The sequence below is a fragment of the Allorhizobium sp. nf9_anc genome, assembly GCF_056323085.1.
Genome location: NZ_CM150481.1, coordinates 404,548 through 429,429, shown reverse-complemented (window position 1 = coordinate 429,429; position 24,882 = coordinate 404,548). Strand labels below are relative to the sequence as shown.

Annotated in this window: 23 protein-coding genes; 9 read left to right on the top strand and 14 right to left on the bottom strand. The window is 62.4% G+C overall.

What is annotated here, in order from left to right; all coding sequences use genetic code 11:
- Positions 1-3 precede the first annotated feature (3 nt).
- The 3 genes from AC02Y0_RS01875 (at position 4) to AC02Y0_RS01865 (ending at position 2,875) form a co-directional block, all read left to right on the top strand.
- Positions 4-381: a hypothetical protein gene (locus AC02Y0_RS01875; RefSeq protein WP_444556170.1), complete on the top strand. Its 378-nt coding sequence runs from the start codon at positions 4-6 to the stop codon at positions 379-381.
- A gap of 4 nt (positions 382-385) precedes the next feature.
- Complete coding sequence (locus AC02Y0_RS01870) at positions 386-799, top strand: hypothetical protein (protein ID WP_112243944.1); 414 nt, start codon at positions 386-388, stop codon at positions 797-799.
- Between the two features lie 66 nt (positions 800-865).
- Positions 866-2,875, top strand: coding sequence for an acetyl-CoA carboxylase biotin carboxylase subunit (locus AC02Y0_RS01865; RefSeq protein ID WP_476381964.1), 2,010 nt, complete (start codon positions 866-868; stop codon positions 2,873-2,875).
- A gap of 134 nt (positions 2,876-3,009) precedes the next feature.
- On the opposite strand, the gene AC02Y0_RS01860 is transcribed toward AC02Y0_RS01865, so the two are convergent.
- On the bottom strand, positions 3,010-3,351 hold the full coding sequence (locus AC02Y0_RS01860) for a type II toxin-antitoxin system RelE/ParE family toxin (protein ID WP_476381962.1): 342 nt from the start codon (positions 3,349-3,351) through the stop codon (positions 3,010-3,012).
- Positions 3,341-3,610, bottom strand: coding sequence for a ribbon-helix-helix domain-containing protein (locus AC02Y0_RS01855; protein ID WP_476381960.1), 270 nt, complete (start codon positions 3,608-3,610; stop codon positions 3,341-3,343). Before AC02Y0_RS01855 ends, AC02Y0_RS01860 begins: the two co-directional genes overlap by 11 nt.
- 112 nt (positions 3,611-3,722) lie before the next feature.
- On the opposite strand from AC02Y0_RS01855, the gene scpA reads away from it, so the two are divergent.
- A complete protein-coding gene (gene scpA / locus AC02Y0_RS01850; RefSeq protein ID WP_476381958.1) occupies positions 3,723-5,858 on the top strand; it encodes a methylmalonyl-CoA mutase in 2,136 nt (711 codons plus the stop codon).
- Between the two features lie 26 nt (positions 5,859-5,884).
- Positions 5,885-7,480, top strand: coding sequence for a GMC family oxidoreductase (locus AC02Y0_RS01845; RefSeq protein WP_476381956.1), 1,596 nt, complete (start codon positions 5,885-5,887; stop codon positions 7,478-7,480).
- Between the two features lie 9 nt (positions 7,481-7,489).
- On the opposite strand, the gene AC02Y0_RS01840 is transcribed toward AC02Y0_RS01845, so the two are convergent.
- The 5 genes from AC02Y0_RS01840 to speB all read right to left on the bottom strand — a co-directional run bounded on the left by AC02Y0_RS01840 (position 7,490) and on the right by speB (position 12,667).
- Entirely contained in the window at positions 7,490-8,290 is an 801-nt protein-coding gene (locus AC02Y0_RS01840) for an ABC transporter permease (RefSeq protein WP_476381954.1), read from the bottom strand.
- Entirely contained in the window at positions 8,287-9,141 is an 855-nt protein-coding gene (locus AC02Y0_RS01835; protein WP_476381952.1) for an ABC transporter permease, read from the bottom strand. Before AC02Y0_RS01835 ends, AC02Y0_RS01840 begins: the two co-directional genes overlap by 4 nt.
- Positions 9,138-10,172: an ABC transporter ATP-binding protein gene (locus AC02Y0_RS01830; RefSeq protein ID WP_476381950.1), complete on the bottom strand. Its 1,035-nt coding sequence runs from the start codon at positions 10,170-10,172 to the stop codon at positions 9,138-9,140. The genes AC02Y0_RS01835 and AC02Y0_RS01830 overlap by 4 nt, the downstream gene beginning before the upstream one ends.
- Before the next feature lie 261 nt (positions 10,173-10,433).
- Positions 10,434-11,444 carry an ABC transporter substrate-binding protein gene (locus AC02Y0_RS01825; protein WP_476383936.1) on the bottom strand — a complete coding sequence of 337 codons (1,011 nt, stop codon included), beginning with the start codon at positions 11,442-11,444 and terminating at the stop codon, positions 10,434-10,436.
- Positions 11,445-11,611: 167 nt separating this feature from the next.
- Positions 11,612-12,667, bottom strand: a complete 1,056-nt coding sequence (speB, locus tag AC02Y0_RS01820; RefSeq protein ID WP_476381948.1) for an agmatinase — start codon at positions 12,665-12,667, stop codon at positions 11,612-11,614.
- 163 nt (positions 12,668-12,830) lie between these two features.
- Between speB and AC02Y0_RS01815 the strand changes: the two genes are divergently transcribed.
- The 3 genes from AC02Y0_RS01815 to AC02Y0_RS01805 are packed head-to-tail and all read left to right on the top strand — an operon-like array spanning position 12,831 to position 16,235.
- Positions 12,831-13,817, top strand: coding sequence for a LysR substrate-binding domain-containing protein (locus AC02Y0_RS01815; RefSeq protein ID WP_476381946.1), 987 nt, complete (start codon positions 12,831-12,833; stop codon positions 13,815-13,817).
- A 21-nt stretch (positions 13,818-13,838) separates the two neighbouring features.
- Positions 13,839-15,014: an aminotransferase gene (locus AC02Y0_RS01810; RefSeq protein ID WP_476381944.1), complete on the top strand. Its 1,176-nt coding sequence runs from the start codon at positions 13,839-13,841 to the stop codon at positions 15,012-15,014.
- A 6-nt stretch (positions 15,015-15,020) separates the two neighbouring features.
- A complete protein-coding gene (locus tag AC02Y0_RS01805; protein WP_476381942.1) occupies positions 15,021-16,235 on the top strand; it encodes a TIGR03862 family flavoprotein in 1,215 nt (404 codons plus the stop codon).
- Between the two features lie 3 nt (positions 16,236-16,238).
- Here the strand turns inward: AC02Y0_RS01805 and AC02Y0_RS01800 are convergent, their stop codons facing one another.
- From AC02Y0_RS01800 to AC02Y0_RS01770, 7 genes are all read right to left on the bottom strand, one after another.
- Entirely contained in the window at positions 16,239-16,769 is a 531-nt protein-coding gene (locus AC02Y0_RS01800) for a DUF3833 family protein (protein ID WP_172449993.1), read from the bottom strand.
- 118 nt (positions 16,770-16,887) lie between these two features.
- A complete protein-coding gene (iolB, locus tag AC02Y0_RS01795) occupies positions 16,888-17,697 on the bottom strand; it encodes a 5-deoxy-glucuronate isomerase (RefSeq protein ID WP_476381940.1) in 810 nt (269 codons plus the stop codon).
- Between the two features lie 23 nt (positions 17,698-17,720).
- Positions 17,721-17,987 carry a hypothetical protein gene (locus AC02Y0_RS01790; RefSeq protein ID WP_102018569.1) on the bottom strand — a complete coding sequence of 89 codons (267 nt, stop codon included), beginning with the start codon at positions 17,985-17,987 and terminating at the stop codon, positions 17,721-17,723.
- Between the two features lie 105 nt (positions 17,988-18,092).
- The gene (iolE, locus tag AC02Y0_RS01785; protein ID WP_476381937.1) at positions 18,093-18,986 is read right to left on the bottom strand and encodes a myo-inosose-2 dehydratase; all 894 of its coding nucleotides are present in this window, start codon (positions 18,984-18,986) and stop codon (positions 18,093-18,095) included.
- Positions 18,987-18,988: 2 nt separating this feature from the next.
- A complete protein-coding gene (gene iolD / locus AC02Y0_RS01780) occupies positions 18,989-20,809 on the bottom strand; it encodes a 3D-(3,5/4)-trihydroxycyclohexane-1,2-dione acylhydrolase (decyclizing) (RefSeq protein ID WP_476381935.1) in 1,821 nt (606 codons plus the stop codon).
- Entirely contained in the window at positions 20,806-22,734 is a 1,929-nt protein-coding gene (locus AC02Y0_RS01775; protein ID WP_476381933.1) for a bifunctional 5-dehydro-2-deoxygluconokinase/5-dehydro-2-deoxyphosphogluconate aldolase, read from the bottom strand. Before AC02Y0_RS01775 ends, iolD begins: the two co-directional genes overlap by 4 nt.
- A 120-nt stretch (positions 22,735-22,854) precedes the next feature.
- Positions 22,855-23,673: a MurR/RpiR family transcriptional regulator gene (locus AC02Y0_RS01770; protein ID WP_476381931.1), complete on the bottom strand. Its 819-nt coding sequence runs from the start codon at positions 23,671-23,673 to the stop codon at positions 22,855-22,857.
- A gap of 205 nt (positions 23,674-23,878) precedes the next feature.
- Between AC02Y0_RS01770 and iolG the strand changes: the two genes are divergently transcribed.
- Positions 23,879-24,874, top strand: coding sequence for an inositol 2-dehydrogenase (gene iolG / locus AC02Y0_RS01765; protein WP_102018574.1), 996 nt, complete (start codon positions 23,879-23,881; stop codon positions 24,872-24,874).
- Positions 24,875-24,882 lie beyond the last annotated feature (8 nt).

Here is a 24,882-nt window from a genome sequence, read left to right as displayed (position 1 = left end):
ACCATGCCGAGCCTGCCCGACATGACCAAACATCGCGGTTTCCCCGGCGGCATGCCGGGGACCGGTGTGCAGTTCACCATCCGCCGCGCCAATCCGCGCGGCGTGACCCCCATCAAGGCCTTCCCCCGCAAGGCGCGCCCTGGCACCAAGGAACATCGCATCGATGCGGCCTTCCTGCACGCGCTCTGGCATCACTTCGGCGCGGAACCCTTCGAGCGCGGCAATCTCGATGCCGCGCGCCTGAGCCTGCTCTTCGGCCGCGAAGTGATATCAGCCACCAAGGATTTCGACCCGCTCTCCTACGAGGCCATGCTCGTCATCGACGAGAAGGTGGCGCGCAAGAGCTTCCCCGAATCCTTCGAAGACGTGTTCGAGGTGTAACGCCATGGCAAAAGATCCGCTGATGCCGAAACACCAGGGCTTTCCCTTGGGACTGCCGGGAACGCAGTGGCAATTCACGATCCGCCGGCCGAACCCGAAGGTGACGCCGCTCACCAACTGGCCGCGCCACCGCACCATGGACCAGACGGTGGCGCTGGCCGACCTCGGCTTTATGCAGGCGCTCTGGCAATTCTTCGGCACAGAAACCTTCGAGCGTGGCAACCTCGATGGTGAACGCCTTTGTCGCCTCTTCGGCCGCGAAGTCATCGCTGCGGAGCGCGGCTTCGATCCGCAATCCTACTTCGCCAAGCTGAAGATCAACGAGCAACTGGCCCGCAAGAATTTTCCGGAAGCCTTTGGCGACGTGAAGGACGAGCAGAGCGTGGCCAAGGGCTTGAAGAAGAAGGTGCGGGAATAGCGGCAGTCTTCGCGCATGAACGCCTGGAGGCTGAACCCGGATGATAAACGGCAGGGAGAGAAGAAAATGATCCAGAAAATCCTCATCGCCAACCGGGGCGAAATTGCCTGCCGGGTCATCAAGACCGCGAAGAAACTCGGCATCAAGACGGTCGCCGTCTATTCCGATGCCGATCGCAACGCGCTGCATGTCGAGATGGCCGATGAGGCGGTGCATATCGGCCCGGCGCCGTCGAACCAGTCCTATATCGTCATCGACAAGATCCTCGATGCTATCAGACAGACGGGCGCCGATGCCGTCCATCCCGGCTACGGCTTCCTCTCGGAAAACGCCGCCTTCGCAGAGGCGCTGGAAAAGGCGGGCGTCACCTTCATCGGCCCGCCGGTGAACGCGATCCAGGCCATGGGCGACAAGATCACCTCGAAGAAGCTCGCGGCTGAAGCCGGTGTCTCCACCGTGCCCGGCCATATGGGCCTGATCGCGGATGCCGACGAGGCGGTGAAGATCTCCGACCAGATTGGCTATCCCGTGATGATCAAGGCCTCGGCCGGCGGCGGCGGCAAGGGCATGCGCATCGCCTGGAATGCCGAGGAGGCCCGCGAAGGCTTCCAGTCGTCGAAGAACGAAGCGAAGAATTCATTCGGCGACGACCGCATCTTCATCGAGAAATTCGTCACCGAGCCGCGCCATATCGAAATCCAGGTGCTGGGCGACAAACACGGCACCCTGCTCTATCTCGGCGAGCGCGAATGCTCGATCCAGCGGCGCAACCAGAAGGTTATCGAAGAGGCCCCCTCGCCCTTCCTGGATGCCGCCACCCGCAAGGCCATGGGCGAACAGGCCGTGGCACTGGCAAAAGCCGTTGGCTATCACTCCGCCGGCACCGTCGAATTCATCGTCGATGGCAAGCAGAACAAGTTCTACTTCCTCGAGATGAACACCCGCCTGCAGGTCGAGCATCCCGTGACCGAACTGGTGACCGGCCTTGATCTCGTCGAGCAGATGATCCGTGTCGCTGCGGGCGAAAAGCTTGCTTTAGGTCAGGACGACGTGAAGCTTGAGGGATGGGCGATCGAAAGCCGGCTTTACGCTGAAGACCCCTATCGCAACTTCCTGCCCTCGATCGGCCGCCTCAGCCGCTACCGTCCGCCAGCTGAGGGAACGACTGCCGACGGCACGGTTGTTCGCAACGACACCGGCGTCTTCGAAGGCGGCGAGATCTCGATGTATTACGACCCGATGATCGCCAAGCTTTGCACCTGGGCGCCCGATCGTTTGACCGCCATCGACGCCATGAGCGAGGCGCTCGACAGCTTCGAGGTCGAAGGTATCGGCCACAACCTGCCCTTCCTCTCAGCCGTCATGAACCAGGACCGCTTCCGCTCCGGCAAGATCACCACGGCCTATATCGCCGAGGAGTTCAAGGATGGCTTCACCGGCGTGACGCCGGATGCGGCCTCGGCGGAAAAACTCTCTGCGATCGCCGCCGTCATCAACCACCGCCTGCAGGCCCGCGCGATCCAGATCTCTGGTACCATCGGCAACCACCCGCGCAAACTCGGCAAGGACTGGGTCGTGAACCTAGCCGGATCGGACCATGCCCTGGCGATCACCGAAGGCACCGGCAACACGCGCGTCGCATTTGAGGCAGGCAACGAGCTTGTTGTCGCCACCGACTGGCAGCCGGGTCAGACACTCGCCCATGTCGACATCGGCGGAGAGACGCTCGCAGTGAAGGTCGACCTCAAGGGCCCCGCCGTCCGGCTGCGCTGGCGCGGCATGGATATCACCGCCCGCGTCCGCTCGCCGCGTGTCGCCGAGCTTGCCAGGCTGATGCCCGAAAAGCTGCCTCCGGATACGTCGAAGATGCTGCTCTGCCCGATGCCGGGCGTCATCACCGGGGTTGCGGTGAAGGAGGGCGAGACGGTCGAGGCTGGTCAGGCGCTGGCGACCGTTGAGGCGATGAAGATGGAGAACATCCTGAAGGCCGAACGTCGCGGCACCGTGAAGAAGATCGTCGTCAAGCCTGGCCAGAGCCTGGCAGTGGATGAGCTGATTATGGAGTTTGAGGGGTGAGGACGCCGTCGACAATTGCGGTCGGGGCGCCCCCCTCTGTCGGCTACGCCGACATCTCCCCCACAAGGGGGGAGATGTCCGGCAGGACAGAGGGCGGTATCCGCGCGGTAAACCAGCAGACGATTCAAAGCCGCCTAGGACAGCCGCTTCAGCATATGCCGCTGATGGTCCTGTCCACCGAAGAAAACGGCAATGACTTGAATGGTTTGCGTCGCCTCGTAAACGTCGAAATAGATGACTGCGCGGTTTTTGGTGACGTGACGCAGACCGTCGCCAATCTCCTTCGACAATGTTCCCTGATCCGGCGCTCTCCCGAGGCCAAAGATGTCACTGCGGATACGCCGAACGCGTTCGGACGCTTGATCAAAGGCATCTTCGAGAGGCTCGCCCAACTGGGTGTAGGACTGAACAAGATGATCAAAGATCTGCTTGAGATCGACCTCGCTTTCTTCCGAAAGTTCGACCTCAAAGACCATACTCGGCCTTCTTTGCAGCAATCATGGCCTCGATCCGCTCATGGCTTTCAGCCTCAGAGAGGAAAGGCCCTTTGCGCCGACGCTCAATTAACGCCCGCAACGCCTCCACATCCTCTTCCCGCATCTCCGTCTCTTCCCGCACCAAATCCAACCCTCGCTCGACGACAGCGGAAAGGCTCGGGAAATGCCCATCCTCGACCAGCTTGCGAGCGAATTCTTCCTGCTGGGGTGAGAGCGAGACAGAGGCTTTTAAGGTCATGGCAAGGCGCTCCGGTTGAGGCCTTCAGAATAGCCCGGACCCCAAATTCCGTCAAACTGACCTCAATCGGCGAACAGCCGAAACGCGCAGCCTTCGCGAAAGGATCGCATCGATGACCAAGAAGACCATCGCCGACTGGCAGGCGCTTGCCGAGAAGGAATTAAAGCGTCCGGCGGATAGCCTCGTCTGGGAAACGCCCGAGGGCATTCCGGTCAAGCCGCTTTACACGGCAGACGATATCGCCGGCATCGACCATCTCGACAGCCTGCCGGGCTTTGCCCCCTTCACCCGTGGCCCCCGTGCCACAATGTATGCCGGCCGCCCCTGGACGATCCGGCAATATGCCGGTTTCTCGACAGCGGAAGAGTCAAATGCCTTCTACCGCAAGGCGCTTCTTGCCGGCCAGCAGGGCGTATCCGTCGCCTTCGACCTCGCCACCCATCGCGGTTACGACTCGGATCATCCCCGCGTCGAAGGCGATGTCGGCAAGGCCGGTGTGGCGATTGACAGTGTCGAGGACATGAAGATCCTGTTCGACGGCATTCCACTCGAAGCCATCTCCGTCTCGATGACCATGAATGGCGCCGTGATCCCGATCCTCGCCAATTTCATCGTCACCGGCGAGGAACAGGGTGTCTCGCGCGACAAGCTTTCCGGGACCATCCAGAACGACATCCTCAAGGAGTTCATGGTCCGCAACACCTATATCTATCCGCCCGAGCCCTCGATGCGGATCATCGCCGACATCATCGAATACACGGCGAAGGAGATGCCGAAGTTCAACTCGATCTCGATCTCCGGCTATCACATGCAGGAGGCGGGCGCGACGCTGGTGCAGGAGCTCGCCTTTACGCTGGCCGACGGGCGCGAATATGTCCGCGCCGCCATCGCCAAGGGGCTCAATGTCGACGAGTTTGCCGGCCGCCTGTCCTTCTTCTTCGCCATCGGCATGAACTTCTTCATGGAGGCGGCAAAGCTGCGCGCCGCCCGCCTGCTCTGGACCCGCATCATGCAGGAATTCGAGCCGAAGCAGGCGTCCTCCCTGATGCTGCGCACCCATTGCCAGACCTCGGGCGTCTCGCTGGCCGAACAGGATCCCTACAACAACATCGTCCGCACCGCCTTTGAGGCCATGTCTGCCGTGCTCGGCGGCACCCAGTCGCTGCACACAAATTCCTTTGACGAGGCGATTGCACTGCCGACGGAATTCTCCGCCCGCATTGCCCGCAACACGCAACTGATCCTGCAGCACGAGACAGGCGTCACCAAGGTCGTCGACCCCCTTGCTGGCTCCTATTATGTCGAGAGCCTGACCAATGACATGGCCGAAAAGGCTTGGGCCTTAATTGAGGAGATCGAGCGGTTGGGCGGCATGACAAAGGCTGTTGATGACGGTTTGCCGAAGCGCCTGATCGAGGAGGCCGCCACCCGTCGCCAGGCCGCCGTCGACCGCGCCGAAGAGGTGATCGTCGGCGTCAACAAATACCGTCTCGAAAACGAGGAACCGATCGATATCCTGCAGATCGACAACACCGCCGTTCGCCTGTCGCAGATCAAACGTATCGAACAGACGCGGCGCCAGCGCGATCCGAAACGGGTCAGCGAAACGCTCGCGCGCCTGACCGAGGTCGCCGAGAGTGGTCAAGGCAACATCCTCGAAGCCGCCGTAGACGCCGCCCGCGCCCGCGCCACCGTCGGCGAGATCTCGGATGCCATGCGGGCGGTCTTCGGCGATCATGTCGCTGTGCCCGAGGTCGTGCATGACATCTATGGCAAGGCCTATGAGGGCGATCCGGAGATGGAGACGCTGTCGACCCGCCTCAAGGATTACGGCAAGGCGGCTTCCAAGCCGCGTATCCTGATCGCCAAGCTCGGCCAGGATGGCCATGATCGCGGCGCCAAGGTGATTGCGTCGGCCTTCGGCGATATCGGCTTCGATGTCGTGGCGGGTCCCCTGTTCCAGACGCCTGAGGAAGCGGCGGATCTCGCGGTCGCCAACAAAGTCCAGGTCGTCGGCATGTCCTCGCTTGCCGCCGGCCACAAGACGCTCGCGCCGCAGCTGGTCGAAGCGCTGAAGGCCAAGGGCGCCCATGACGTGATCGTGGTCGTCGGCGGGGTCATCCCGCGCCAGGATTATGACTTTCTGCTCGAGCATGGCGTCTCCGCCGTCTTCGGTCCCGGCACCAATGTCATGGACGCCGCCCGCTCCGTGCTTGACCTGCTGGAGGGTCGCCTGCGAAACAGTTGAGACGCAGGCAGCGCTCAGGGAGGAGCATGGAGACCTACGATTACATCGTCATCGGCGCCGGCACCGCCGGCTGCCTGCTCGCCAACCGGCTCTCCGCCGATCCAACGCGGCGCGTGCTGCTGCTGGAAGCCGGCGGCAGCGACAACTATCACTGGATCCATATCCCGGTAGGCTACCTCTACTGCATCAACAACCCGCGTACCGACTGGTGCTTCAAGACGGAAGCCGAGCCGGGGCTGAACGGCCGCGCAATCGGCTACCCCCGCGGCAAGGTGCTCGGCGGCTGCTCCTCAATCAACGGCATGATCTACATGCGCGGCCAGGCCCGCGACTACGACCAGTGGCGCCAGATGGGCTGCGAAGGCTGGGGCTGGGATGACGTCCTGCCGCTATTCAAGAAGACCGAAGACTTCCACAAAGGCGCGGACGACAAACACGGCGCCAGCGGCGAATGGCGGGTGGAGAAGGCCAGGCTTCGTTGGGACGTGCTGGAAGCCTTTCGCGAGGCCGCCAAACAGGCGGGCATTCCGGAAACCGACGACTTCAATCGCGGCGACAATGAAGGCTCCGGCTTCTTCGAGGTGAACCAACGCTCCGGCATACGCTGGAACACGGCGAAAGCCTTTCTGAAGCCGATCCGGCATCGGAAGAACCTGACCATCCTCACCCGCGCCCATGTGAAGCGGTTGACGATAGAGGGGGACCGCGTGACCGGCGCCGAGGTGCATCACGACGGCGAATTGAAGCGCTTTACCGCCCGCCGCGAGGTGGTGCTGTCTGCCGGGGCCATCGGCTCGCCGCAAATCCTTGAGCTCTCCGGCATCGGCCGCGGCGATGTCTTGCAAAATGCAGGGATTAAGACCGTCTGCGAGGTGCCCGCCGTCGGAGAAAACCTGCAGGACCACCTGCAGCTGCGCCTCGTCTTCAAGGTCAAGGGCGTGCCGACACTCAACGAACGCGCGTCGAGCCTCCTCGGCAAGGCGATGATCGGGCTGGAATATGCGCTGCGGCGCTCAGGCCCGATGTCGATGGCACCGAGCCAGCTTGGCATCTTCACCCGCTCCGGCCCGGACAAGGAAACCGCCGACCTCGAATACCATGTCCAGCCGGTGTCGCTGGACAAATTCGGCGATCCGGTCCACCCCTTCCCGGCGATGACGGCGAGTGTGTGCAATCTGAGACCCGAAAGCCGGGGTTCCGTGCACATCGCCGGACCGGACTTCGCCGCCCAGCCGAAGATCGCGCCGAACTATCTCTCGACGCCTGCTGACCGCGATGTCGCCGTCCGCTCGATCCGGCTCACCCGCCAGATCGCCGCTCAACCAGCCTTCGCCCGCTATCACCCTGAGGAATACCGTCCAGGACCTGATCTCGAAAGCGATGCGGAACTGGAACAGGCCGCCGGCGACATCGGCACGACGATCTTCCACCCCGTCGGCACCTGTCGCATGGGGGCGGATCCGGATAGCGTAGTGGACCCCCGCCTGAGGCTCCGCGCACTGAAAGGCCTGCGCATTGCCGATGCATCGGTCATGCCGACGATCACCTCGGGCAACACCAGTTCCCCGACCCTGATGATCGCCGAAAAAGCGGCCGCGATGATCCTTGAGGATCACCGCTGACCGTTGTTATCAGTTGCGGTCGTCGGCATTCGCCCCGAGCAGTTTCGGCAGGTCGCCGAAGCGGGCAACGAGGCCGAAGATGAGGGCAGCGATCGCCACGAACAGGATCGTCACCGAAGCCATGACCGGCGTATAGCCGTAGCGCAGCGCGTTGAAGATCTTGATTGGCAGCGTCTCCATCACGAAACCGACCGTCATGTAGGCGACGATGTATTCGTTGAGCGAGAGCACGAAGGCAAACGCATAACCGGAGACGAGATAAGGCGCGATCAGCGGCAGAACGACTGTGCGGAAAATCGTCCGGTCGTCGGCGCCCATGGTGGCGGCCGCCTCGACCAGCGAACGGTCGATCGCCGAGAAACCGAGCGAAAGCGTCACCAGGGGCAGCGTCACGAAAAAGATCGCGTGGCTGATGACCGCTGTCCAGGGCTGGCCGTAGAAACCTGTTGCCGCCCAGAAGGTGAGCAGCCCCAGCGCCGTAATGACGGGCGGCAGCGTGAAGGGCGCGATGCCCAGCAGCTGGAAGACCTGCGCCCAGGGGGCAAGACGCCGCCAGAGGAACCAGGCGAGCGGCAGCGCGATGGCAACCGCAAGAGCAGCTGCGCAGAGCGCCAGGATGACCGAGGCGAACAGGGCCGCGCGCCAGCCGGGATCGGTGAAGATCGCGCCGTACCACGAGAGCGAAAAGCCCTGCGGCGGGAAGTTGAGGCTCTGCTTGGCATTTACCGAGACGCCGGCGACGACAACGATGGGAGCCGCGAGGAAGATGCCGATCAGGGTGAAATAGAGACGGGTCAGAGCCTTGTTCATGCCGCCTCTCCCTTGCGACCAATCAACAGGGTCAGAGCCACCATGCCAAGCGTGACCAGCACGAGGAACACAGCCATCGCCGCTGCAAACGGCATGTTGGACTGGTAGATCGCCTGGTCGGTAATCAGCACCGAGAGCGTCCAATGCGAGGGACGGCCGAGGATCTGCGGCAGAAGATAGGAGCCGAGCGCGAAGATGAAGACCATGATCAGCGTGGCGATCAACGTGTTGCGCAGCGCCGGCACGACCACGGTAAAGAAGGCTTTGATCGGCGAGGCCCCGAGCGTGCGGGCGGCTTCGGTCAGCGTCGGGTCAAGCCTCACGAGAGCGGGATAGAGCACGAGCACGGTATAGGGCAGCGCCTGATAGGTCATGCCCGTCAGCACCGCGCCGAAATTTGGCATCAATGCCACGGGGCTTTCCATCAAGCCGATCATCACAAGCAGATTGGTGATGCCGGCCGTGCGCGAAAGCAGTGTCGACCAGGCAAAACCGATGATCACCTCCGAAAGCGACAGGATGGAGAGCAGCGCAACGAGCCAGAGCACCTGCGCTTTGCGCGACATACGCGCGAGCAGATAGGTGAAGGGCAGCGCCAGTGTCACGCAGACCACGGCGACTGCGATCGCCAGCATTAGCGAGAAGCTCAGCACGCCACCGAAGAAGAAGCTGAGGAAGCGGGCGTAATTGTCGAAGACGAAATCCGGCGAATAGAAGCCGGTCGGATCCCGCTTGAAGAAGGAGACGGCGATCATCGTCGCGAAGGGCACGACGAAGAACAAGATCAGCATGCCGGCCGGAAAGGCGAGCGGCGCATAGTCGAGCGCGGTCTTGGGCGGTTCGCGTCTCATGCCGACAGCACCACGGCGGTTTCGGGGTCGATGACGATGCCGACATCCTGGCCGACGGTCACGACGGGTCGCTCGCGCGGGGTCGAGACGGCGACGACTTCAGTGCCGGCAACATCGAGGAAGGTCTCGATCGTGCCTCCGAGGTCACGGATAAAGGTGACCTTGCCGGTGATGCGGCCTTCACCGGGAGCCGCGAGCTTTACGTCTTCAGGGCGCACCGAAAGGCTGGCCTGCGTTGACCCCGAGGGAGCTATAATGCCGGCGACGCTGTGGCCGAGCACCAGCGCCGTTCCGCTCTGCGCGCTCAGCGGCAGGAGATTGGTCGAGCCGATGAAATCGGCGACGAAGCGATCGGCCGGCTTGCGATAGATCTCGATCGGGCTCGCCGCCTGGCGGATCTTGCCGCCATTCATGACAACCACGGTATCGGCCATGGTCATCGCCTCGCGCTGGTCATGGGTCACGACGATCGTGGTAATGCCGAGTTGCTGCTGCAGCTTGCGCAGCTCCACCTGCATCGCCTCGCGCAGCTTGGCATCGAGCGCCGACAGCGGCTCGTCGAGCAGGAAGAGTTTGGGCGAGATGGCAAGTGCCCGGGCAATCGCCACACGCTGCCGCTGGCCGCCGGAAAGCTTGTGCACCGGACGGTCGGCATAGCCGTTGAGGTGGATCATCGCGAGCAGCTCGTCGACGCGTTTCACCTGCTCCTCGCGACCAATGCCACGAATGCGCAAGGGATAGGCAATGTTCTCACCGACAGTCAGATGCGGAAACAGCGCCAGCGACTGGAAGACCATGCCGAGATCCCGCTTATGCGTGGGCACCTGAGTAATGTCCTGTCCATCGAGTACAATCGCACCATTGGTCGGGCTGTCTAGACCGGCGATCATCCGAAGCAGCGTGGTCTTGCCGCAGCCGGAGGGGCCGAGCAGGCAGACGAAGGTGCCATGCGGGACAGAAAGCTCGACATTGTCGACGGCCGTGAACGGACCGAACTGCTTGGTGATGGAATTGAGGGCGAGGCCGGACATCATGTCTCCGAAATCAAATGGTGCAGGCTCAAAGCCCTTTGGCGCGGCAATAGCATCTCACGCCCGAATTGTCTTGCAAGCGCTGAGCAGCCCCATGAGGCGCAGCACGCGTTTGAGGTTGGGGCTTTGCCCCTCACCCTACCCCCTCCCCGCAAGCGGGGAGAGGAGAACTAGGCGCAGAGCGAACCGCTCATCTCCTTCTCCCCGCGTGCGGGGAGAAGGTGCCCGGCAGGGCGGATGAGGGGCGAGCCTCTGCCGATATCAACCGACGATCAGCTCGGTCCACTTCTGGTTCAGCCAGTCCGACTTGGTCTGGTAGAGATCATAACGCGGCGTGATCGGCTCGATATCCGAGGATACCGAGGCGAATTCGGCATCCGTCAGGTCGAGCAGTTCGCGCTTGACCGTAGGCGCGGTGCCGACCTTGCGCGACAGGGTCGCCTGGATCGACGGCTGGCACATGTAATCGATGAAGATGTGTGCTTCTTCGGTTTTAGTCGAAGCACGCGACAGAGCCCAGCAGCCCGAGTCCTGAATGCCACCTTCCTTCGGGAAGGTCGAGCGGACCGGCTGGCCATCGGCAGCGGCAAGGCCCGTAACGTCGTGGTAATACTGGCCCATCGGGATTTCGCCCGACTTCAGCGACTGCTCGAACTGGGCCTCGTCACGATACCAGAGGCGCACATTCGGCTTCACTTCTGCAAGCTTCTCCAGCGCCTTCAGGATACCCTCTTCGGTATCGAGCGCATTGGTGCCCCCCATATATGTCTTGGCGGTCACTTCCAGCAGGAAGGAGTTGGAGACGAGCGCGAGCAGGCCGAGTTTGTCGGCATTTGCCGGGTCCCACAGCGCTTCCCAGGAGGTCGGGGCCTCCTTGTAGACATCGGTGTTGGTGACGAGCGTGATGTACCAGGCAACAGCACCGACGCCGGCGACGCGACCATCTGGATACTTGTTGACGAAGCGGTCGATCAGGCCGGAGGCGTTCTTGATCTTCGCCATGTCGATCGGTGCCCAGAGCTCGGTCGCCTGGCCCTTCAGCATGGCAACCTGCGACATCATCGAAAGATCGGCGGGAGCCTGGCCGGCCTTGGCGGCCTGTTCCAGCTGCACGAGCCAGGCTTCACCCGTCGGCTCGGCGATGGATTCGACGGCAATGCCGGTTGCCTTGGTGAATTCCGGGAAGATGTTCTTGTCGAACGAATCCTTGAAGTAGCCGCCATAGACGCCGATCTTGATCGACTTGTCCTGGGCGCGCAGGATCGACGGCATGGCAAGCGCGCCGGCAATGGCGGCCGAGCCGGCGAGCACGCCGCGGCGGCTGACGGAAGTGGAGAGAATGTCTTTCATGGTCCTGTTCCCATGTTGTGGTTGAGGCGTTTTCGCCCGTTCATCTGCATCGGTTGCCCAACGACATGAGCCGTCCGGGATATCAGCCCTCAGCGGGCCTTGATGGCCGGACTGTAGACCATCAGGCTGAGGATTTCGAAGAGGATTTGTGCGCCGACATGTGCGGTATTGTGGTTCGCGTCATATTGCGGCGCGACTTCGACCACATCGCCGCCGATCAGATTGATGCCCTTGAAGCCGCGGATCAGTTCCAGCGCTTCGCGTGAGGTGAGACCACCGACCTCAGGCGTACCCGTGCCGGGAGCCACGCTCGGATCGAGGCTGTCGATATCGAAGGAGAGATAGGTCGGACCGTCACCGATCACGGCCTTGGCCTTTTCGATGATTGCCTGGATGCCGAGACCATTGATTTCCTCGGCGTGAATGACGGTCATGCCGGACTCGTAGGAGAACTCCCAGAGATATTCGGCAGGTCCGCGAATGCCGATCTGGATCGTGCGGACAGGATCGAGTACTCCGTCAAGTACCGCATTCCGGAACGGGCCGCCATGGTGGAACTTGGTCTGGTCGAAAGCGCCGCCCGTATCGCAATGGGCATCGATATGGATCATGCCGACAGGACCATGCTTCTTGGCGATCGCCTTCATGATCGGATGGGTAATCGAATGGTCGCCGCCGACGGAAAGCGGGAGCACGCCCTGGCTCACCAGCTTCGTATGATAGGCCTCGATATCGTCATGGCTCATCTCCAGCCGGTAGCGGCTGGAAAACGGCACGTCACCGATATCGGCGACCTTGAGATCGAAGACCGGCGCGCATTCGAGAACATGGTTGTAAGGACCGATGCGATCGATGGCACGCAAGGCGCGAGGCCCAAAACGCGAGCCCGGCCGATTGGTGACGCCGAGATCCATGGGAACGCCGACGATCGCGACATCGAGGTCGCTGACTTCAGGGTTGCGCTGATCAACCTGGCGATAGGGCGCGGACACGAAAGTCGGCACGCCGGCGTAAGGCGCAGCGCGCGTACCGTTCGAGAAGATCTTCTCGCCGACCTTGGCAAACTTCGGATCGAAGATCTCGCCGGCCTTGTCGGCTCCGTATTTCTCGCGCAGTGCCGCCAGACGCTTTTCGTCGAAGGTCATGTCTCGTTCCCTGTTTGTGAACGATGACAAGGCCATCGTCCATTTTTGCGGCACGATCCGTGCCTGCCTTTATTGTGAGCATTAACCCGCAACAGACTTGGAAAATCAATTCACGATGTTATAGCATTCGATGTGAGAAAAATTCACGGATCCTGAACTCGTCATGGCAAGCCGCCTGCCCCCGCTCAACCCTCTGCGCGCATTCGAGGCCGCCGCTCGCCGTGGCTCGATCTCGGCTGCAGCGCGGGAGCTGAGCGTGACTCATGGCGCGATCTCGCATCAGATCCGCAGCCTTGAAGAAACGCTGAAGACGGCGCTTTTCGAGCGCGGCGGGAAGCGGCTGAAACTGACGCCGCAGGGCGCGCTTCTCCTGCCGGCCGTCACCCAGGCCTTTGACGGCATTGCAGCAGCAACCGCGCTGATGAACCGCCCCTCGACCAGCGGCAGCTTGCGCATCTCCTGTGTGCCGGCCCTGCTTTCTCTCTGGCTCGTGCCCCGCCTCGGCTCCTTCGTCGATCGCTATCCCGAGATCAGCCTGACACTGACCTCCAGCAATGATTCCAGCCTGATCTATTCGCCCGATATCGACATCGCGATCCTTTATGGCGCGGGCGGCTGGAAGGATTGCTGGACACGGCTCTGGAGCACCTTCGAACTCTTCCCCGTTGTCAGCCCGACGCTGCTCAATACGCGTCCCCTGCGCTCGGTTCGCGATCTGCACGACCACGTGCTGCTGCATGGCGACGATGGCCGCGAATGGCGAAGCTGGCTCGCTGCCGCTGATCAGCTCGACATGCCGAAGGCGCGCGAACACTTCATGGGCGATGCACGGCTCTCTACCGAGGCTGCCCGTTTCGGCCAGGGCGTGGCGCTCGGCGACAGCATCACGGCGTCCAGCCTGATTGCCGCCGGCGAACTCGTGATCCCTTTCGATCTCGCAGTGCCCGCCCCTGACGCCTTCTATGTCGCGGCTCGCAATGATGTTCGCGCGGCCCCGATCGCCAAGGTCTTCATCGACTGGATCTTCGACATGATCGAAACCGAGCGGGCCGCCCAGCCGCGCCCGGCAAGCCGCCCTTCGGGACGAGGCCTGCCCTCGACACGCAAACGCAACACAAACACCACTGCCGTGCTCTCGGAAGAGAGCTGACAACAGACCGAGGAACCTGCCATGCCCGCCGCACCCTTCAATCCGCTCGTTGCAGATCTCTCGGCTCCGCCCGTACCTTCCGTCTTCGCCTGGGCGCGCGCCTATGACGGAGCGGCGGGCCCGATGATCGACTTGAGCCAGGCCGTGCCCGGCTATCCGCCGCATCCCGATCTCTTCGCCTGGCTGGCGGAAGCAGCCTCGGCGCGGGCGAACGCCGGCTACGGCCCGATCGAGGGCGAAGCGCCGCTGCGCGAAGCCTATGCGGCGGAGGTGGCCGCCGTCTATGGCGCGCCTGTTACCGCCGACAACATCCACATCACCGCCGGCTGCAACCAGGCCTTCATGGCAACGGTCTCCGCGATTGCGGGGAGCGGCGATGCGGTGGCGCTGACGGATCCCTTCTACTTCAACCAGGAAACTACGCTGGCGATGATGGGCATTCGCCGCGAGTTGCTCCCGCTCGACCCCGCGACCGGCTTCGTGCCCACCATCGAAGGCATCGAGGCGGTCCTGGCGAAGGGCGTGAAGGCCGTGGCGCTGGTTTCGCCGAACAACCCGACGGGCGCCATCTATCCGGCGGACCTGCTGCACCAGGCCTTCGACGCCTGCCGCAAAGCCGGTGCTTTCCTGATCCTCGATGAGACCTATCGCGACTTCCTCCCCGGCGAAGGCCGCCCGCATGATCTGCTCTCGGTCGAAGGCTGGGAAGAGAACCTCATCCTGCTCTACTCCTTCTCGAAGTCCTTCTGCATCCCCGGCCATCGCCTGGGCGCAATCACGGCAGGCCCCCGCGCCGTCTCGGAAATTGCCAAGGTTATGGACAACCTGCAGATCTGCGCCCCCCGCGCACCCCAGGCGGCCGTCGCCAAGGCTATTCCCGCGCTGAAGGCATGGCGCGAGGAAAACCGCATCGAAATCTTGCACCGCGCCGAAACCCTGAAAGGCGTGATGGCCCAACTTCCCGCCTGGAAGATGGACTCGCTCGGCGCCTATTTCGCCTTCATCCGCCATCCCTTTGCAGGCCAGGACTCGGCCCATGTCGCGGAAAGGCTGGCAAAGAAGGCCGGCGTGCTTTGCATTCCCGGCGCCTATTTCGGCGACGACTGCCAGGACTACCTGCGCTTCGCCTTCGCCAATGCCGACAGCGCGACGATCGAAGGTCTGGTCTCCCGTCTCTCGACCTTCAAGCTGGACTGACCGGACATGACGAAAAGCGTGGCGATCATCGGCGGCGGCCCGGCGGGCCTGATGGCGGCGGAACATCTCGCCGGCAAAGGCCATGCCGTGACCGTCTACGACGCCATGCCGACAGTGGGTCGCAAGTTCCTGCTCGCCGGCAAGTCCGGCCTCAACATCACCCATGCCGAGGACTATGCGCGCTTCGTGACGCGATATGGCGCGGCAAACGGTCGGCTGCGCCCCATACTCGACCTGATGACACCCGAGGCGATCCGGGTCTGGGCCGCTGATTTGGGCACAGAGACCTTTGTCGGCTCCTCCGGCCGCGTCTTCCCCACGGTGATGAAGGCCTCGCCGCTTTTGCGCGTCTGGCTGAAACGGCTGGAAGCGATGGGTGTGACCATCCTCACCCGCCATCGCTGGGCAGGTTTCGACGGAAAAGCCCTGCTTTTCGAAACTCCGGAGGGGCAGAAGCACGTCACTGCCGATGCCACGCTCCTCGCCCTCGGCGGCGCAAGCTGGCCGAAGCTCGGTTCAGATGCGGCCTGGGTGCCACTGCTGGAAGGCCAAGGCGTCAACATCACACCGCTCCGCCCGGCCAATTGCGGCTTCGACTGCGATTTTTCCGAAAGCTTCGACACCCGCTTCTCCGGCCAACCGATCAAATCGGTGAAGGCCACCTCGGCAGCCGGCACCACGCAGGGTGAATTCGTCATCAGCAAGGGCGGCATTGAAGGCAGCCTGATCTACGCGCATTCGGCGGCGCTTCGAGATGCGCTCGACCGGGACGGCAATGCGGCACTCATGCTGGATCTCACACCGGGGCGGACGGAGGAGAAGCTCGTCGCAGACCTCGCGCGTCAGGATCGCAAGGCAAGTTTTTCGACACGGCTGAAAAAGGCCGCCAATCTCGACAGCGCGAAGATCGCGCTCCTGCGCGAAGTGAACCCCGATGCCAACCAGTTCGATGCGAGCGGTCTCGCACGCCTGATCAAGGCCCTGCCCCTCTCCGTTCGCAAGCCACGTCCCATCGCCGAAGCGATCTCGACGGCAGGCGGCGTGGCACTCGACGCGACTGACGAGAGATTCATGCTGACATCGCGCCCGGGCACCTTCGTGGCAGGCGAAATGCTCGATTGGGAAGCGCCAACAGGCGGCTATCTGCTGACCGCCTGCTTTGCGACCGGCATTGCCGCCGCCAGCGGCATCGACCGCTGGCTGGAGACACCAAAGGTTTAAGCCTTAGCGGCTGGCGGTCTTGTGCGAATAGCCCGGCTTGCGGAACTCAACGGTAGTCTTGGCGACCGGGATGCCGAATTTGGTGACGAGCGCCGTGTTTAGCACCGTCCCGTCTTCACGCAGCACCATCTTGTCCCAGAAGCGGACCTTATTGCCCTGCGTTTCCGGGCTGAGATAGACGAGATAGTTGAAGCGCGCGACGGCACCATTCAGCCGCACGGTCGTCTCGCCGATTACATCCTCGCGGGTGCCGCTATAGGTGGTCGGGCCCGTCTTGGTGAAGCGCCAGGTCTTGCGGTCCTTGGTGCCGTCGTCGAAGACAAAGTCCTCGCGCAGCGTCAGCGTCTTGCCATCCCAGTTTCCGGTCAGATCCACCGTAAAGGTTCGCTTCACGCCGTTGATGGCGCTGAACGAGCCGACCGCTTCCGTGCGACCGTTGAAATAGTCCTCGAACGTGAACTTGTCCGCCGCCTGACCGGCGGTCGGCAGCAGGCTCATGGCGAGCCCGACAAGGGCGAAAGTGAGCTTCGGCATGATTGGCGTCTCCATCATTGGCATTGTGCAAACCACTACGCACCGGATGGACGGCCGGATTTTTCCCGGCCCGGCAAACATATTCGTGAAGGCGGCGCAGGCAACGCCTTAAGCAAACTCAGCCGTTGTCGCGCTGATAGATCCAGTCGTGATCGGGATGGTTCTGGAAGCGCCATTTGCGCAAGGGGCCAGCCATGACGTTGAGATAATACATCTCGTAGCCATGCGGCACGCCGCAGGGGTGATGCCCCCTAGGCACCAGCACCACGTCGCCATCCGACACTGCCATGGTCTCGTCGAGCGAGCCGTCTTCGGTGAACACCCGCTGGAAGCCGAAGCCCTGGGCCGGATTGAGGCGATGGTAATAGGTCTCTTCGAGATAGGTCATCTCGGGGAAATTGTCCTCATCATGCCGGTGCGGCGGATAGGAGGACCAGTTGCCCGAGGGCGTGAAGACTTCCGTCACCAGCAGGCTGTCCGCGACATCCCGGTCTTCCATTGCGATCGGATAGATGTGCCTTGTATTAGCGCCCTTGCCGCGCTCGACGAGTGAAATGCCCTCCGGCCCGATCTGCTGTGCCTCGCGGCCGGGCATCGCGGGTGCAGTGCAGATAGCGAGCACACAATCGGTCGTTGCCTTTGCAGACCAGTCGCTGCCGGCCGGCACATAGACGCAATGCGGCGGCGTCTTCTCGAAGACGGACATGCGCTGGCCGAGTTCGCCAAACTCCTTGCCGCCACCGGAGACCGTGGCCTTGCCCTCGACGAGAACGAGAATGACTTCCGTCTCGCCCGTGGGCTCTGCGGCGCTCTCGCCGGCCTTCAGGCGGTAGAGCCCGAAGCCGACATAACCCCAGCCGGCGCTGGCCGGGGTGATGTCGTGCACCTTGCCGGATGTGCCCGTGGGCTTGCGCAACAGATCGGCCATTCCTCGTCTCCCGTGTTTTATGCTCAGTCGGCGTCGGAGCGTTCGGCCTCTGCCGCGATCCTCGCCCGCTCGGCCTCCGCCTTGGCTTCGGCCTTTTTCATCGTGTGGTCGTACATGAACAGCAGCTCGTAGCCCGCATAGAGACCGGAGACGATGAAGACCATCGCCCAGCCGGTGGCGCCGTTCCCATACTCCACCCCCGCCCAGGCCAGCGGCAGCACGACGCAAAGAATGCGGCGCCAAAGCGGCTTGAAGAAGGGATGGGTTGGATCAAGGATCTGGAACTTCAAGGCTTTGCTCCCGGCAGTCTTGTGAATAGGTCGCCTGCAATAGAGCCCAAATCCGTGTGCTGTCAAAACACGGGGCAGAGATTAAGTCCCTGCCCCGGCTTTCATTCAGATCAGGCCGGCGTCCTTGGCGAAACCTTTCAACGATTTCAGGCCGAGGCTCTGATACTCGAAGGGATTGCGCACGTCAGGATCCTGCTCGGCCTCGATGACGATCCAGCCCTCATAACCATGCTCGGCCGCGATCTTCAGCACAGGCGTAAAATTCACGCCGCCTTCGGTATCCCCCGGCACCGTGAAAACGCCGCGACGCACGCCTTCGAGGAAGGAGAGCTTCTCGCTACGCACCTGATCGGCGATGACAGGACGGACATTCTTCGCGTGGATATGGCCGACGCGGTGCATGTATTTGCTTGCGACCGCTTCCGGATTGCCGCCACCGAAATAGCAATGGCCGGTGTCGAGCAGCAGCTTGGCATGCGGGCCGGTATGCTCCATCAGCTTGTCGATCTCGGCCTCTGTCTCGACCACCGTACCCATGTGGTGGTGGTAGACGAGCGAGATGCCTTGGCTGGCAGAGAATTCGGCCAGCGCCTCGACGCCCGCGCCAAACTTTGCCCATTCGGCATCGGACAGAACCGGGCGGTCGGCAAGAGCCGTGTCATCGGCGCCATGGATGGCGTTCGAGGTTTCGCAGACGATGATGACCTTGCAGCCCATGGCCTTGAGCACATCGAGGAAGGGCTGCATCGCGGCCTTTTCTTCCTCGATGGAATTGGTGAGCAGGTTCAGCGAATGCCAGCCGGAGACGAATTTCAGGCCGCGCGGCTCGAGCACCGACTTCAATCCGGCTGGATCGGTCGGCAGCTTGTGGCCCTTCTCGATGCCGTCGAAACCGATCTTGGCGGTCTCGTCCAGGCACTGTTCGAGGCTGATATGGGCGCCGAGGCGGCGGTCGTCATCATTCGACCAGGCGATCGGGTTGGTTCCGAAAAGGATCATGATCAGGTTCTTTCCTTCAGAGCCGCTTCATAGGCTGCGCGGGCTTGATTGACTTCAGCGCGGGCGGAGACTTCCGGCACCGCGACATCCCACCAGTAGCCGCCGGCTCCGGTGGTCGGATAAGGATCGGTATCGATGACGATGACAGTGGTCTGGGTCGCCGCGCGTGCGGCATCGAGCGCTGTTTCCAGCTCTGCAATCGACGACACCTTGTGCGCCCGCGCGCCCATCGACGCCGCGTGTGCTGCAAAATCGATGGCGATGGGGCTGACATTCGTATGAGCGTAGAGATTGTTGAACTGCGCCCCGCCGGTACCCATCTGCAGCCGGTTGATGCAGCCGTAACCCCTGTTATCGGTGATCACGAGTGTGATCTTCACGCCCATGCCAACGGCAGTCGCCAGCTCCGAATTCATCATCATGTAGGAGCCGTCGCCGACCATGACAATGACGTCGCGGTCCGGTTCCGCCATCTTGATGCCGAGACCGCCGGCGATCTCGTAGCCCATGCAGGAGAAGCCGTATTCCATGTGGTAGGAGAGCGGCAGCTTCGACTTCCACAGCTGATGCAGCTCGCCCGGCATGGTGCCAGCGGCGCACATGACCACCGTATTGTCCCGCGAGGCGCGCTGCACGGCGCCGATGACCTGCATGTCGGTCGGCAGTGCGTTGCTGTCCTTGGGTGCCGCCGTCACGGCATCCGCCTTGGCAAACCAGGAGGCCTTGAGACCAGCATCGGGTGTGGCGAACTTGTGATCCCCGAGGGCTGCAGAGAGCTTCTCCAGCCCGATCTTGGCATCCGCCACCAGCGGGATCGCATCATGCTTGGCGCTATCGTAAGACTGCACGTTGAGCGCCAGGATTTTGCGGTTGGGGTTCTTGAACAGCGCCCAGGAGCCCGTGGTGAAATCCTGGAAGCGGGTGCCGACGCCGATGACGAGATCGGCCTTTTCCGACACGACATTGGCGCTTTCGGCACCGGTCACGCCGACAGGGCCGAAGTTCAGGCCATGGTCCCAAGCCAGTGCCGACTTGCCGGCCTGCGTCTCGACGACCGGGATCTGGTGCTTCTCGACGAAGGCCTTCAGCGTCTCCGTGGCGCCCGAAAAATGCACTCCGCCACCGGCAACGATCACGGGGTTCTTTGCAGCCTTCAGCGCCGCAACCGCCGCTTCGAATTCCACGACATCAGGCTCCGGACGGCGGAAGCGCCAGGTCTTTTTGGCAAAGAAGCTCTCGGGATAGTCATAGGCCTCGGCCTGCACGTCCTGGCAGAAGGCGAGCGTGACGGGGCCGCAATCGGCGGGATCGGTCAACGTGCGCATGGCACGCGGCAGAGCGGTGAGGAGCTGCTCCGGCCGCATGATGCGGTCGAAGTAACGCGACACCGGGCGGAAGCAATCATTGGCCGACATCGTGCCGTCGCCGAAGTCTTCAATTTGCTGCAAAACCGGATCCGGGCCACGATTGGCGAAGACATCACCGGGAATGAAGAGCACTGGCAGACGGTTCACATGCGCGAGGGCCGCAGCCGTCACCATGTTGAGCGCGCCCGGGCCAATGGAGGACGTGACCGCCATGGCGCGGCGACGGCCGAGCTGCTTGGCATAGGCGATCGCCGCATGCGCCATCGACTGCTCGTTCTGGCCGCGATAGGTCGGCAACTCCTCACGGATGCCGTAAAGCGCCTCGCCGATGCCGGCGACATTGCCATGGCCGAAGATTGCCCACATACCGGCGATATAGGGCACGCCATCCTCGTTAAGCTGGTTGGCGAGATAGCGCATCATCGCCTGCGCGGCGGTCAGCCGGATCGTCTTCATGCTTTTCCTCCCTTGGCGGAAACCGCCTTTTGGCGCGCCGCATCCCAGATCGCGCAGAGGCTCTGGTAACGGACCGCCATGTCCTCCACGGCAGCGGCATCACTCAGCGAACCGGCGAGCCACTTGCGCGCGGCATCCCCGAAGATCGTGCGCCCGACCGCGAAACCCTTGACCAGATCGAAGCCGGCGGCAAGCTGGAAGCTCGCCTCGAGCTCCGCCTGCGGCGCATCGAGGCCGAGGACCACGATGCCGCGCGTGTTCGGATCGTTGCGTTCGATCGCGTTGCAGGCATTCGCCCAGGACGCAGTGGTCTTCATCGGCTCCAACTTCCACCAATCGGGATAGACACCAATTTCATAGAAGCGCTCGATGATCTTGGCGGTCGTCTCGTCGTCACAGGCGCCGACCTTGGAGGGGATGACTTCGAGCAGGAATTCGAGGCGATTGCGGCGTGCCGCATGGAAGAGCCGCTGCACGGTCTTTTCCTGCTCGGCCTTCATCTCTGCGGTATCGTCAGGGTGATAGAAGCAGAGCACCTTGACCACGTGCTCAACCGGCCACTCGACGAGACCGCCGAAATCGGGGCCGATTTCCGGCTCCAGTGTCAGCGGACGCGAGCCCGGCCATTCTACGGGACGACCGATCCAGAGCCCCGTACCGGCGGCGCGATAGAGCGCCTCGCGACCGAGACGGCTGTCGCAGAGCAGGCCGTAACCGGAATTGCCGCCGGAAACCTTGAGCGCCGCATCGAGGCAGAGGTTCTTGAACGCACCGATCTTCTCGTCCGAAACGCCTGATTCCTTGGCCATGGCCTCGAGTTGCATGCGATGATCGAAGGCAAAGACCCGCATCGTCGACCAGTCATTCTTGCGGTTCGTCGACCAATGCACCTGCTCCAGCGCTTCGTCCTTGCGCAGCGCCTTGTTCTTGATGCCGGTCCTGAAGAAATATTGCAGCTCGTCCCAGCTCGGATAGGCCGGCGTGCAGCCGTGGCGCGAGACGGCGAAGGCTCCGCAGGCATTGGCGAATTTCAGGCTGGTCGGCCAGTCCTGACCGGTGAGCCAGCCCTTGAGCAAGCCAGACATGAAGCCATCGCCGGCGCCGAGCACGTTGAAAACCTCGATCGGGAAACCCTGGCCGGTCTGGCCGGCATCGAGACTATCAGGGATCGCACCGTCAAAGACCACGGCCCCCATCGGGCCGCGTTTGCAGACGAGCGTCGCGGACGACACCTTGCGAACCGCCTTCAGGGCCTGGATGGTATCGGTCGAGCCGCCGGCAATGTGGAATTCCTCTTCCGTGCCGACGATCAGGTTGAAAAGATGCAGCGTCGACTGCAGCTTTTCAGTCACCTTCGCCGACTCCACGAAGCGGCTTTCGCCGTCGCCGTGACCGGCAAGACCCCAGAGGTTCGGGCGATAGTCGATGTCGAGCGCCGTCAGACCACCCTTCTCCCGGGCGATCTTCAGCGCCTTCAAGACGGCAGCTTCCGTGCGCGGATGCGACAGATGCGTGCCAGTGGCGCAGACGCAGCGTGCCTGGGCAATGAAATCCGGATCGATATCCTCTTCCGAGAGCGCCATGTCGGCACAATTCTCGCGGTAGAAGATCAGCGGGAACTGGTGTTCGTCGCGGATGCCGAGCAGGACGAGCGCGGTCAGCCGCTCCTTGTCCGTCTTCACCCCGCGCACATCGACGCCCTCGCGCACCAGCTGCTCGCGGATAAAGCGACCCATATGCTCGTCACCGACGCGGGTAATCAGGGCCGACTTGAGACCGAGCCGCGCCGTTCCCGCCGCGATATTGGTCGGCGACCCGCCGATATATTTGTTGAAGGAAGCCATATCCTCCAGTCGACCGCCGACCTGGGCCCCATAAAGGTCCACGGACGAGCGACCGATCGTGATCAGATCGAGCAAAGCCAAGCGATGTCCTCCCTTTAAAGCGGGATCTTTCGCCCCGCCTCGAAACCATTCCACGATTTGGAACGGCGATATCTAGAAATGGACTATAAATTCTATTTTTCAGAATTTCAATACGGACGTTCAGCCATCCTGTCGCGCGGTCCCGACGGCAACGGAGAGCGTGATGGCGAGACAGAGCGTGGCGGACAGCGAGCGGAACGCACCGAAATCGACCTCGGAGACCGACAGAAGCGTAGCACCCAGCCGGCGGAGTGGGCTGACGACGGTATCCGTGACGGCAACGACCGGAACGCCGCGCGCCCGCACCTGCTCGACCAGATCAAGGGTCTCGGCGGAATAGGGGGAGAATGTCACGGCAAGCAAGGCATCGCCCTCCCGGATCGCATGGTGATTGTCGAGCCGCCCGACCACGCTGTGCAGCATGGCCGGCACACCCATCTTCTCGAAGGCATAGGCCATGTAACTTGCAACCGGAAAGGAGCGGCGCAAGCCAATGATATGGATCATGCGTGCTTCGGAAAGCTGCTTGACCGCCACCTCCATCGCTTGCGGATCAACGGTTTTCACCAGATTTTCGAGCGAAAGCCGGCCAGCCTCGACAAATTCCGCGAGAAGCGCGGAGGGCGATCCTTCGGCCTTCTCGCGCAAATGCTGGAGACGCGTGGAATAGTCAGGCCAGCCACCGACGAAGCTCTCGCGAAACAGCTTCTGCATCTCCGAAAAGCCGGAGAAACCCATGATCTGGCAGAAGCGCATGAAGGCGGAGGGCTGCACGCCCGCCCCTTCCGCCATCTCGGCGACAGTAGAGACTGCAATGCGATCCTTGTTGGCAGCGACATAGTCCGCGCATTGCTTCAGCCGCTTGGGCAGACTGCCAGAGACTTCCAGCAACCGGTCCTCGAACTCCTTGATCGTCTGCGGTCCGCCGTTCTCGCTCATGCCGTCCCCTACCCTCATCCGGACACATCGTCACGCTTGACAGAAACCGTGTCACGATCTAGCAAAATAGAACATATATTCCAAAACATGGCATTTGCCAGCGTGAAATGGAACATCGATCCGGCGCCTCCATCAGGAGCGCCCAACGACATCACAATCGCCTCCTCTTGACGAGAGACCAAGGCGCGACAGGGAGGAAATGAACATGGTCACGAGACTGGCACTTCTGGGCGCCGGCCGCATCGGCAAGGTACACGCAAAAGCCATCGCCGAAGACAAGCGCGCGAAGCTCGTCGCGGTTGCCGATGCCTTTGCGGACGCCGCAAACGCCATCGCCGCCCAGACCGGCTGCGCGGTGAAGACGATCGAGGAGATCGAAGCCGACAAGGACATCGACGCCGTCATCATCTGCACGCCGACCAACACCCATGCCGATCTGATCGAGCGCTTCGCGAAGGCCGGCAAGGCGATCTTTTGCGAAAAGCCGATCGATCTGGATGTCGCACGCGCCAAAGCCTGCCTTGAAACCGTGCGCGCCGTCGGCGGCAAGGTCATGCTCGGCTTCAACCGCCGATTTGACCCGCATTTCCAGGCTGTCCGCAAGGAGATCGACAAGGGCTCGATCGGCAAGGTCGAGATGGTGACGATCACCAGCCGCGACCCGGGTGCACCGCCGGCCGAATATATCAAAGTCTCCGGCGGCATCTTCCGCGATATGACCATCCATGACTTCGACATGGCCCGCTTCCTGCTCGGCGAAGAGATCGAAACGGTCCAGGCCTCGGCCTCCGTTCTCGTCGATCCCAAGATCGGCGAACTCGGCGACTACGACAGCGCGTCCTTGATCCTGACGACGAAGAGCGGCCGCCAGGCGATCATCTCCAACTCGCGCCGCGCGTCTTACGGCTACGATCAGCGCATCGAAGTCCATGGTTCGCTAGGCTCGGTCTCGGCCGAAAACCAGCGCCCGGTTTCGATCGAAGTCGCCAACAAGGACGGCTATACCCGCCCGCCGCTGCACGACTTCTTCATGACCCGCTACACGGCAGCTTACGCCGCCGAAATCTCGGCTTTCATCGACGCGCTCGACAACGGCACGCCGATGGCACCCTCGGCAGAAGACGGCCTGATCGCGCTGGCGCTGGCTGATGCCGCCGTCAAGTCGGCCAAGGACAAGTCGGCCGTCACCGTCACCTACTGACGATAAAC

Coding starts and splice junctions, on each gene's coding strand:
- AC02Y0_RS01825 (WP_476383936.1), bottom strand. CDS start 11,444: ATGCCGTCGATCCTGCGCGCCCAGGACAAGTCGATCAAGATCGGCGTC.
- AC02Y0_RS01835 (WP_476381952.1), bottom strand. CDS start 9,141: ATGAGACGCGAACCGCCCAAGACCGCGCTCGACTATGCGCCGCTCGCC.
- AC02Y0_RS01805 (WP_476381942.1), top strand. CDS start 15,021: ATGACGAAAAGCGTGGCGATCATCGGCGGCGGCCCGGCGGGCCTGATG.
- iolD (WP_476381935.1), bottom strand. CDS start 20,809: ATGAAGACGATCCGGCTGACCGCCGCGCAGGCGATGATGCGCTATCTC.
- AC02Y0_RS01840 (WP_476381954.1), bottom strand. CDS start 8,290: ATGAACAAGGCTCTGACCCGTCTCTATTTCACCCTGATCGGCATCTTC.
- speB (WP_476381948.1), bottom strand. CDS start 12,667: ATGACCTTCGACGAAAAGCGTCTGGCGGCACTGCGCGAGAAATACGGA.
- AC02Y0_RS01815 (WP_476381946.1), top strand. CDS start 12,831: ATGGCAAGCCGCCTGCCCCCGCTCAACCCTCTGCGCGCATTCGAGGCC.
- AC02Y0_RS01845 (WP_476381956.1), top strand. CDS start 5,885: ATGGAGACCTACGATTACATCGTCATCGGCGCCGGCACCGCCGGCTGC.
- iolB (WP_476381940.1), bottom strand. CDS start 17,697: ATGGCCGATCTGTTGCGCAAGCCCACGGGCACATCCGGCAAGGTGCAC.
- AC02Y0_RS01870 (WP_112243944.1), top strand. CDS start 386: ATGGCAAAAGATCCGCTGATGCCGAAACACCAGGGCTTTCCCTTGGGA.
- AC02Y0_RS01800 (WP_172449993.1), bottom strand. CDS start 16,769: ATGCCGAAGCTCACTTTCGCCCTTGTCGGGCTCGCCATGAGCCTGCTG.
- AC02Y0_RS01770 (WP_476381931.1), bottom strand. CDS start 23,673: ATGAGCGAGAACGGCGGACCGCAGACGATCAAGGAGTTCGAGGACCGG.
- AC02Y0_RS01855 (WP_476381960.1), bottom strand. CDS start 3,610: ATGACCTTAAAAGCCTCTGTCTCGCTCTCACCCCAGCAGGAAGAATTC.
- iolE (WP_476381937.1), bottom strand. CDS start 18,986: ATGATCCTTTTCGGAACCAACCCGATCGCCTGGTCGAATGATGACGAC.
- AC02Y0_RS01810 (WP_476381944.1), top strand. CDS start 13,839: ATGCCCGCCGCACCCTTCAATCCGCTCGTTGCAGATCTCTCGGCTCCG.
- iolG (WP_102018574.1), top strand. CDS start 23,879: ATGGTCACGAGACTGGCACTTCTGGGCGCCGGCCGCATCGGCAAGGTA.
- AC02Y0_RS01830 (WP_476381950.1), bottom strand. CDS start 10,172: ATGTCCGGCCTCGCCCTCAATTCCATCACCAAGCAGTTCGGTCCGTTC.
- AC02Y0_RS01875 (WP_444556170.1), top strand. CDS start 4: ATGCCGAGCCTGCCCGACATGACCAAACATCGCGGTTTCCCCGGCGGC.
- AC02Y0_RS01860 (WP_476381962.1), bottom strand. CDS start 3,351: ATGGTCTTTGAGGTCGAACTTTCGGAAGAAAGCGAGGTCGATCTCAAG.
- scpA (WP_476381958.1), top strand. CDS start 3,723: ATGACCAAGAAGACCATCGCCGACTGGCAGGCGCTTGCCGAGAAGGAA.
- AC02Y0_RS01865 (WP_476381964.1), top strand. CDS start 866: ATGATCCAGAAAATCCTCATCGCCAACCGGGGCGAAATTGCCTGCCGG.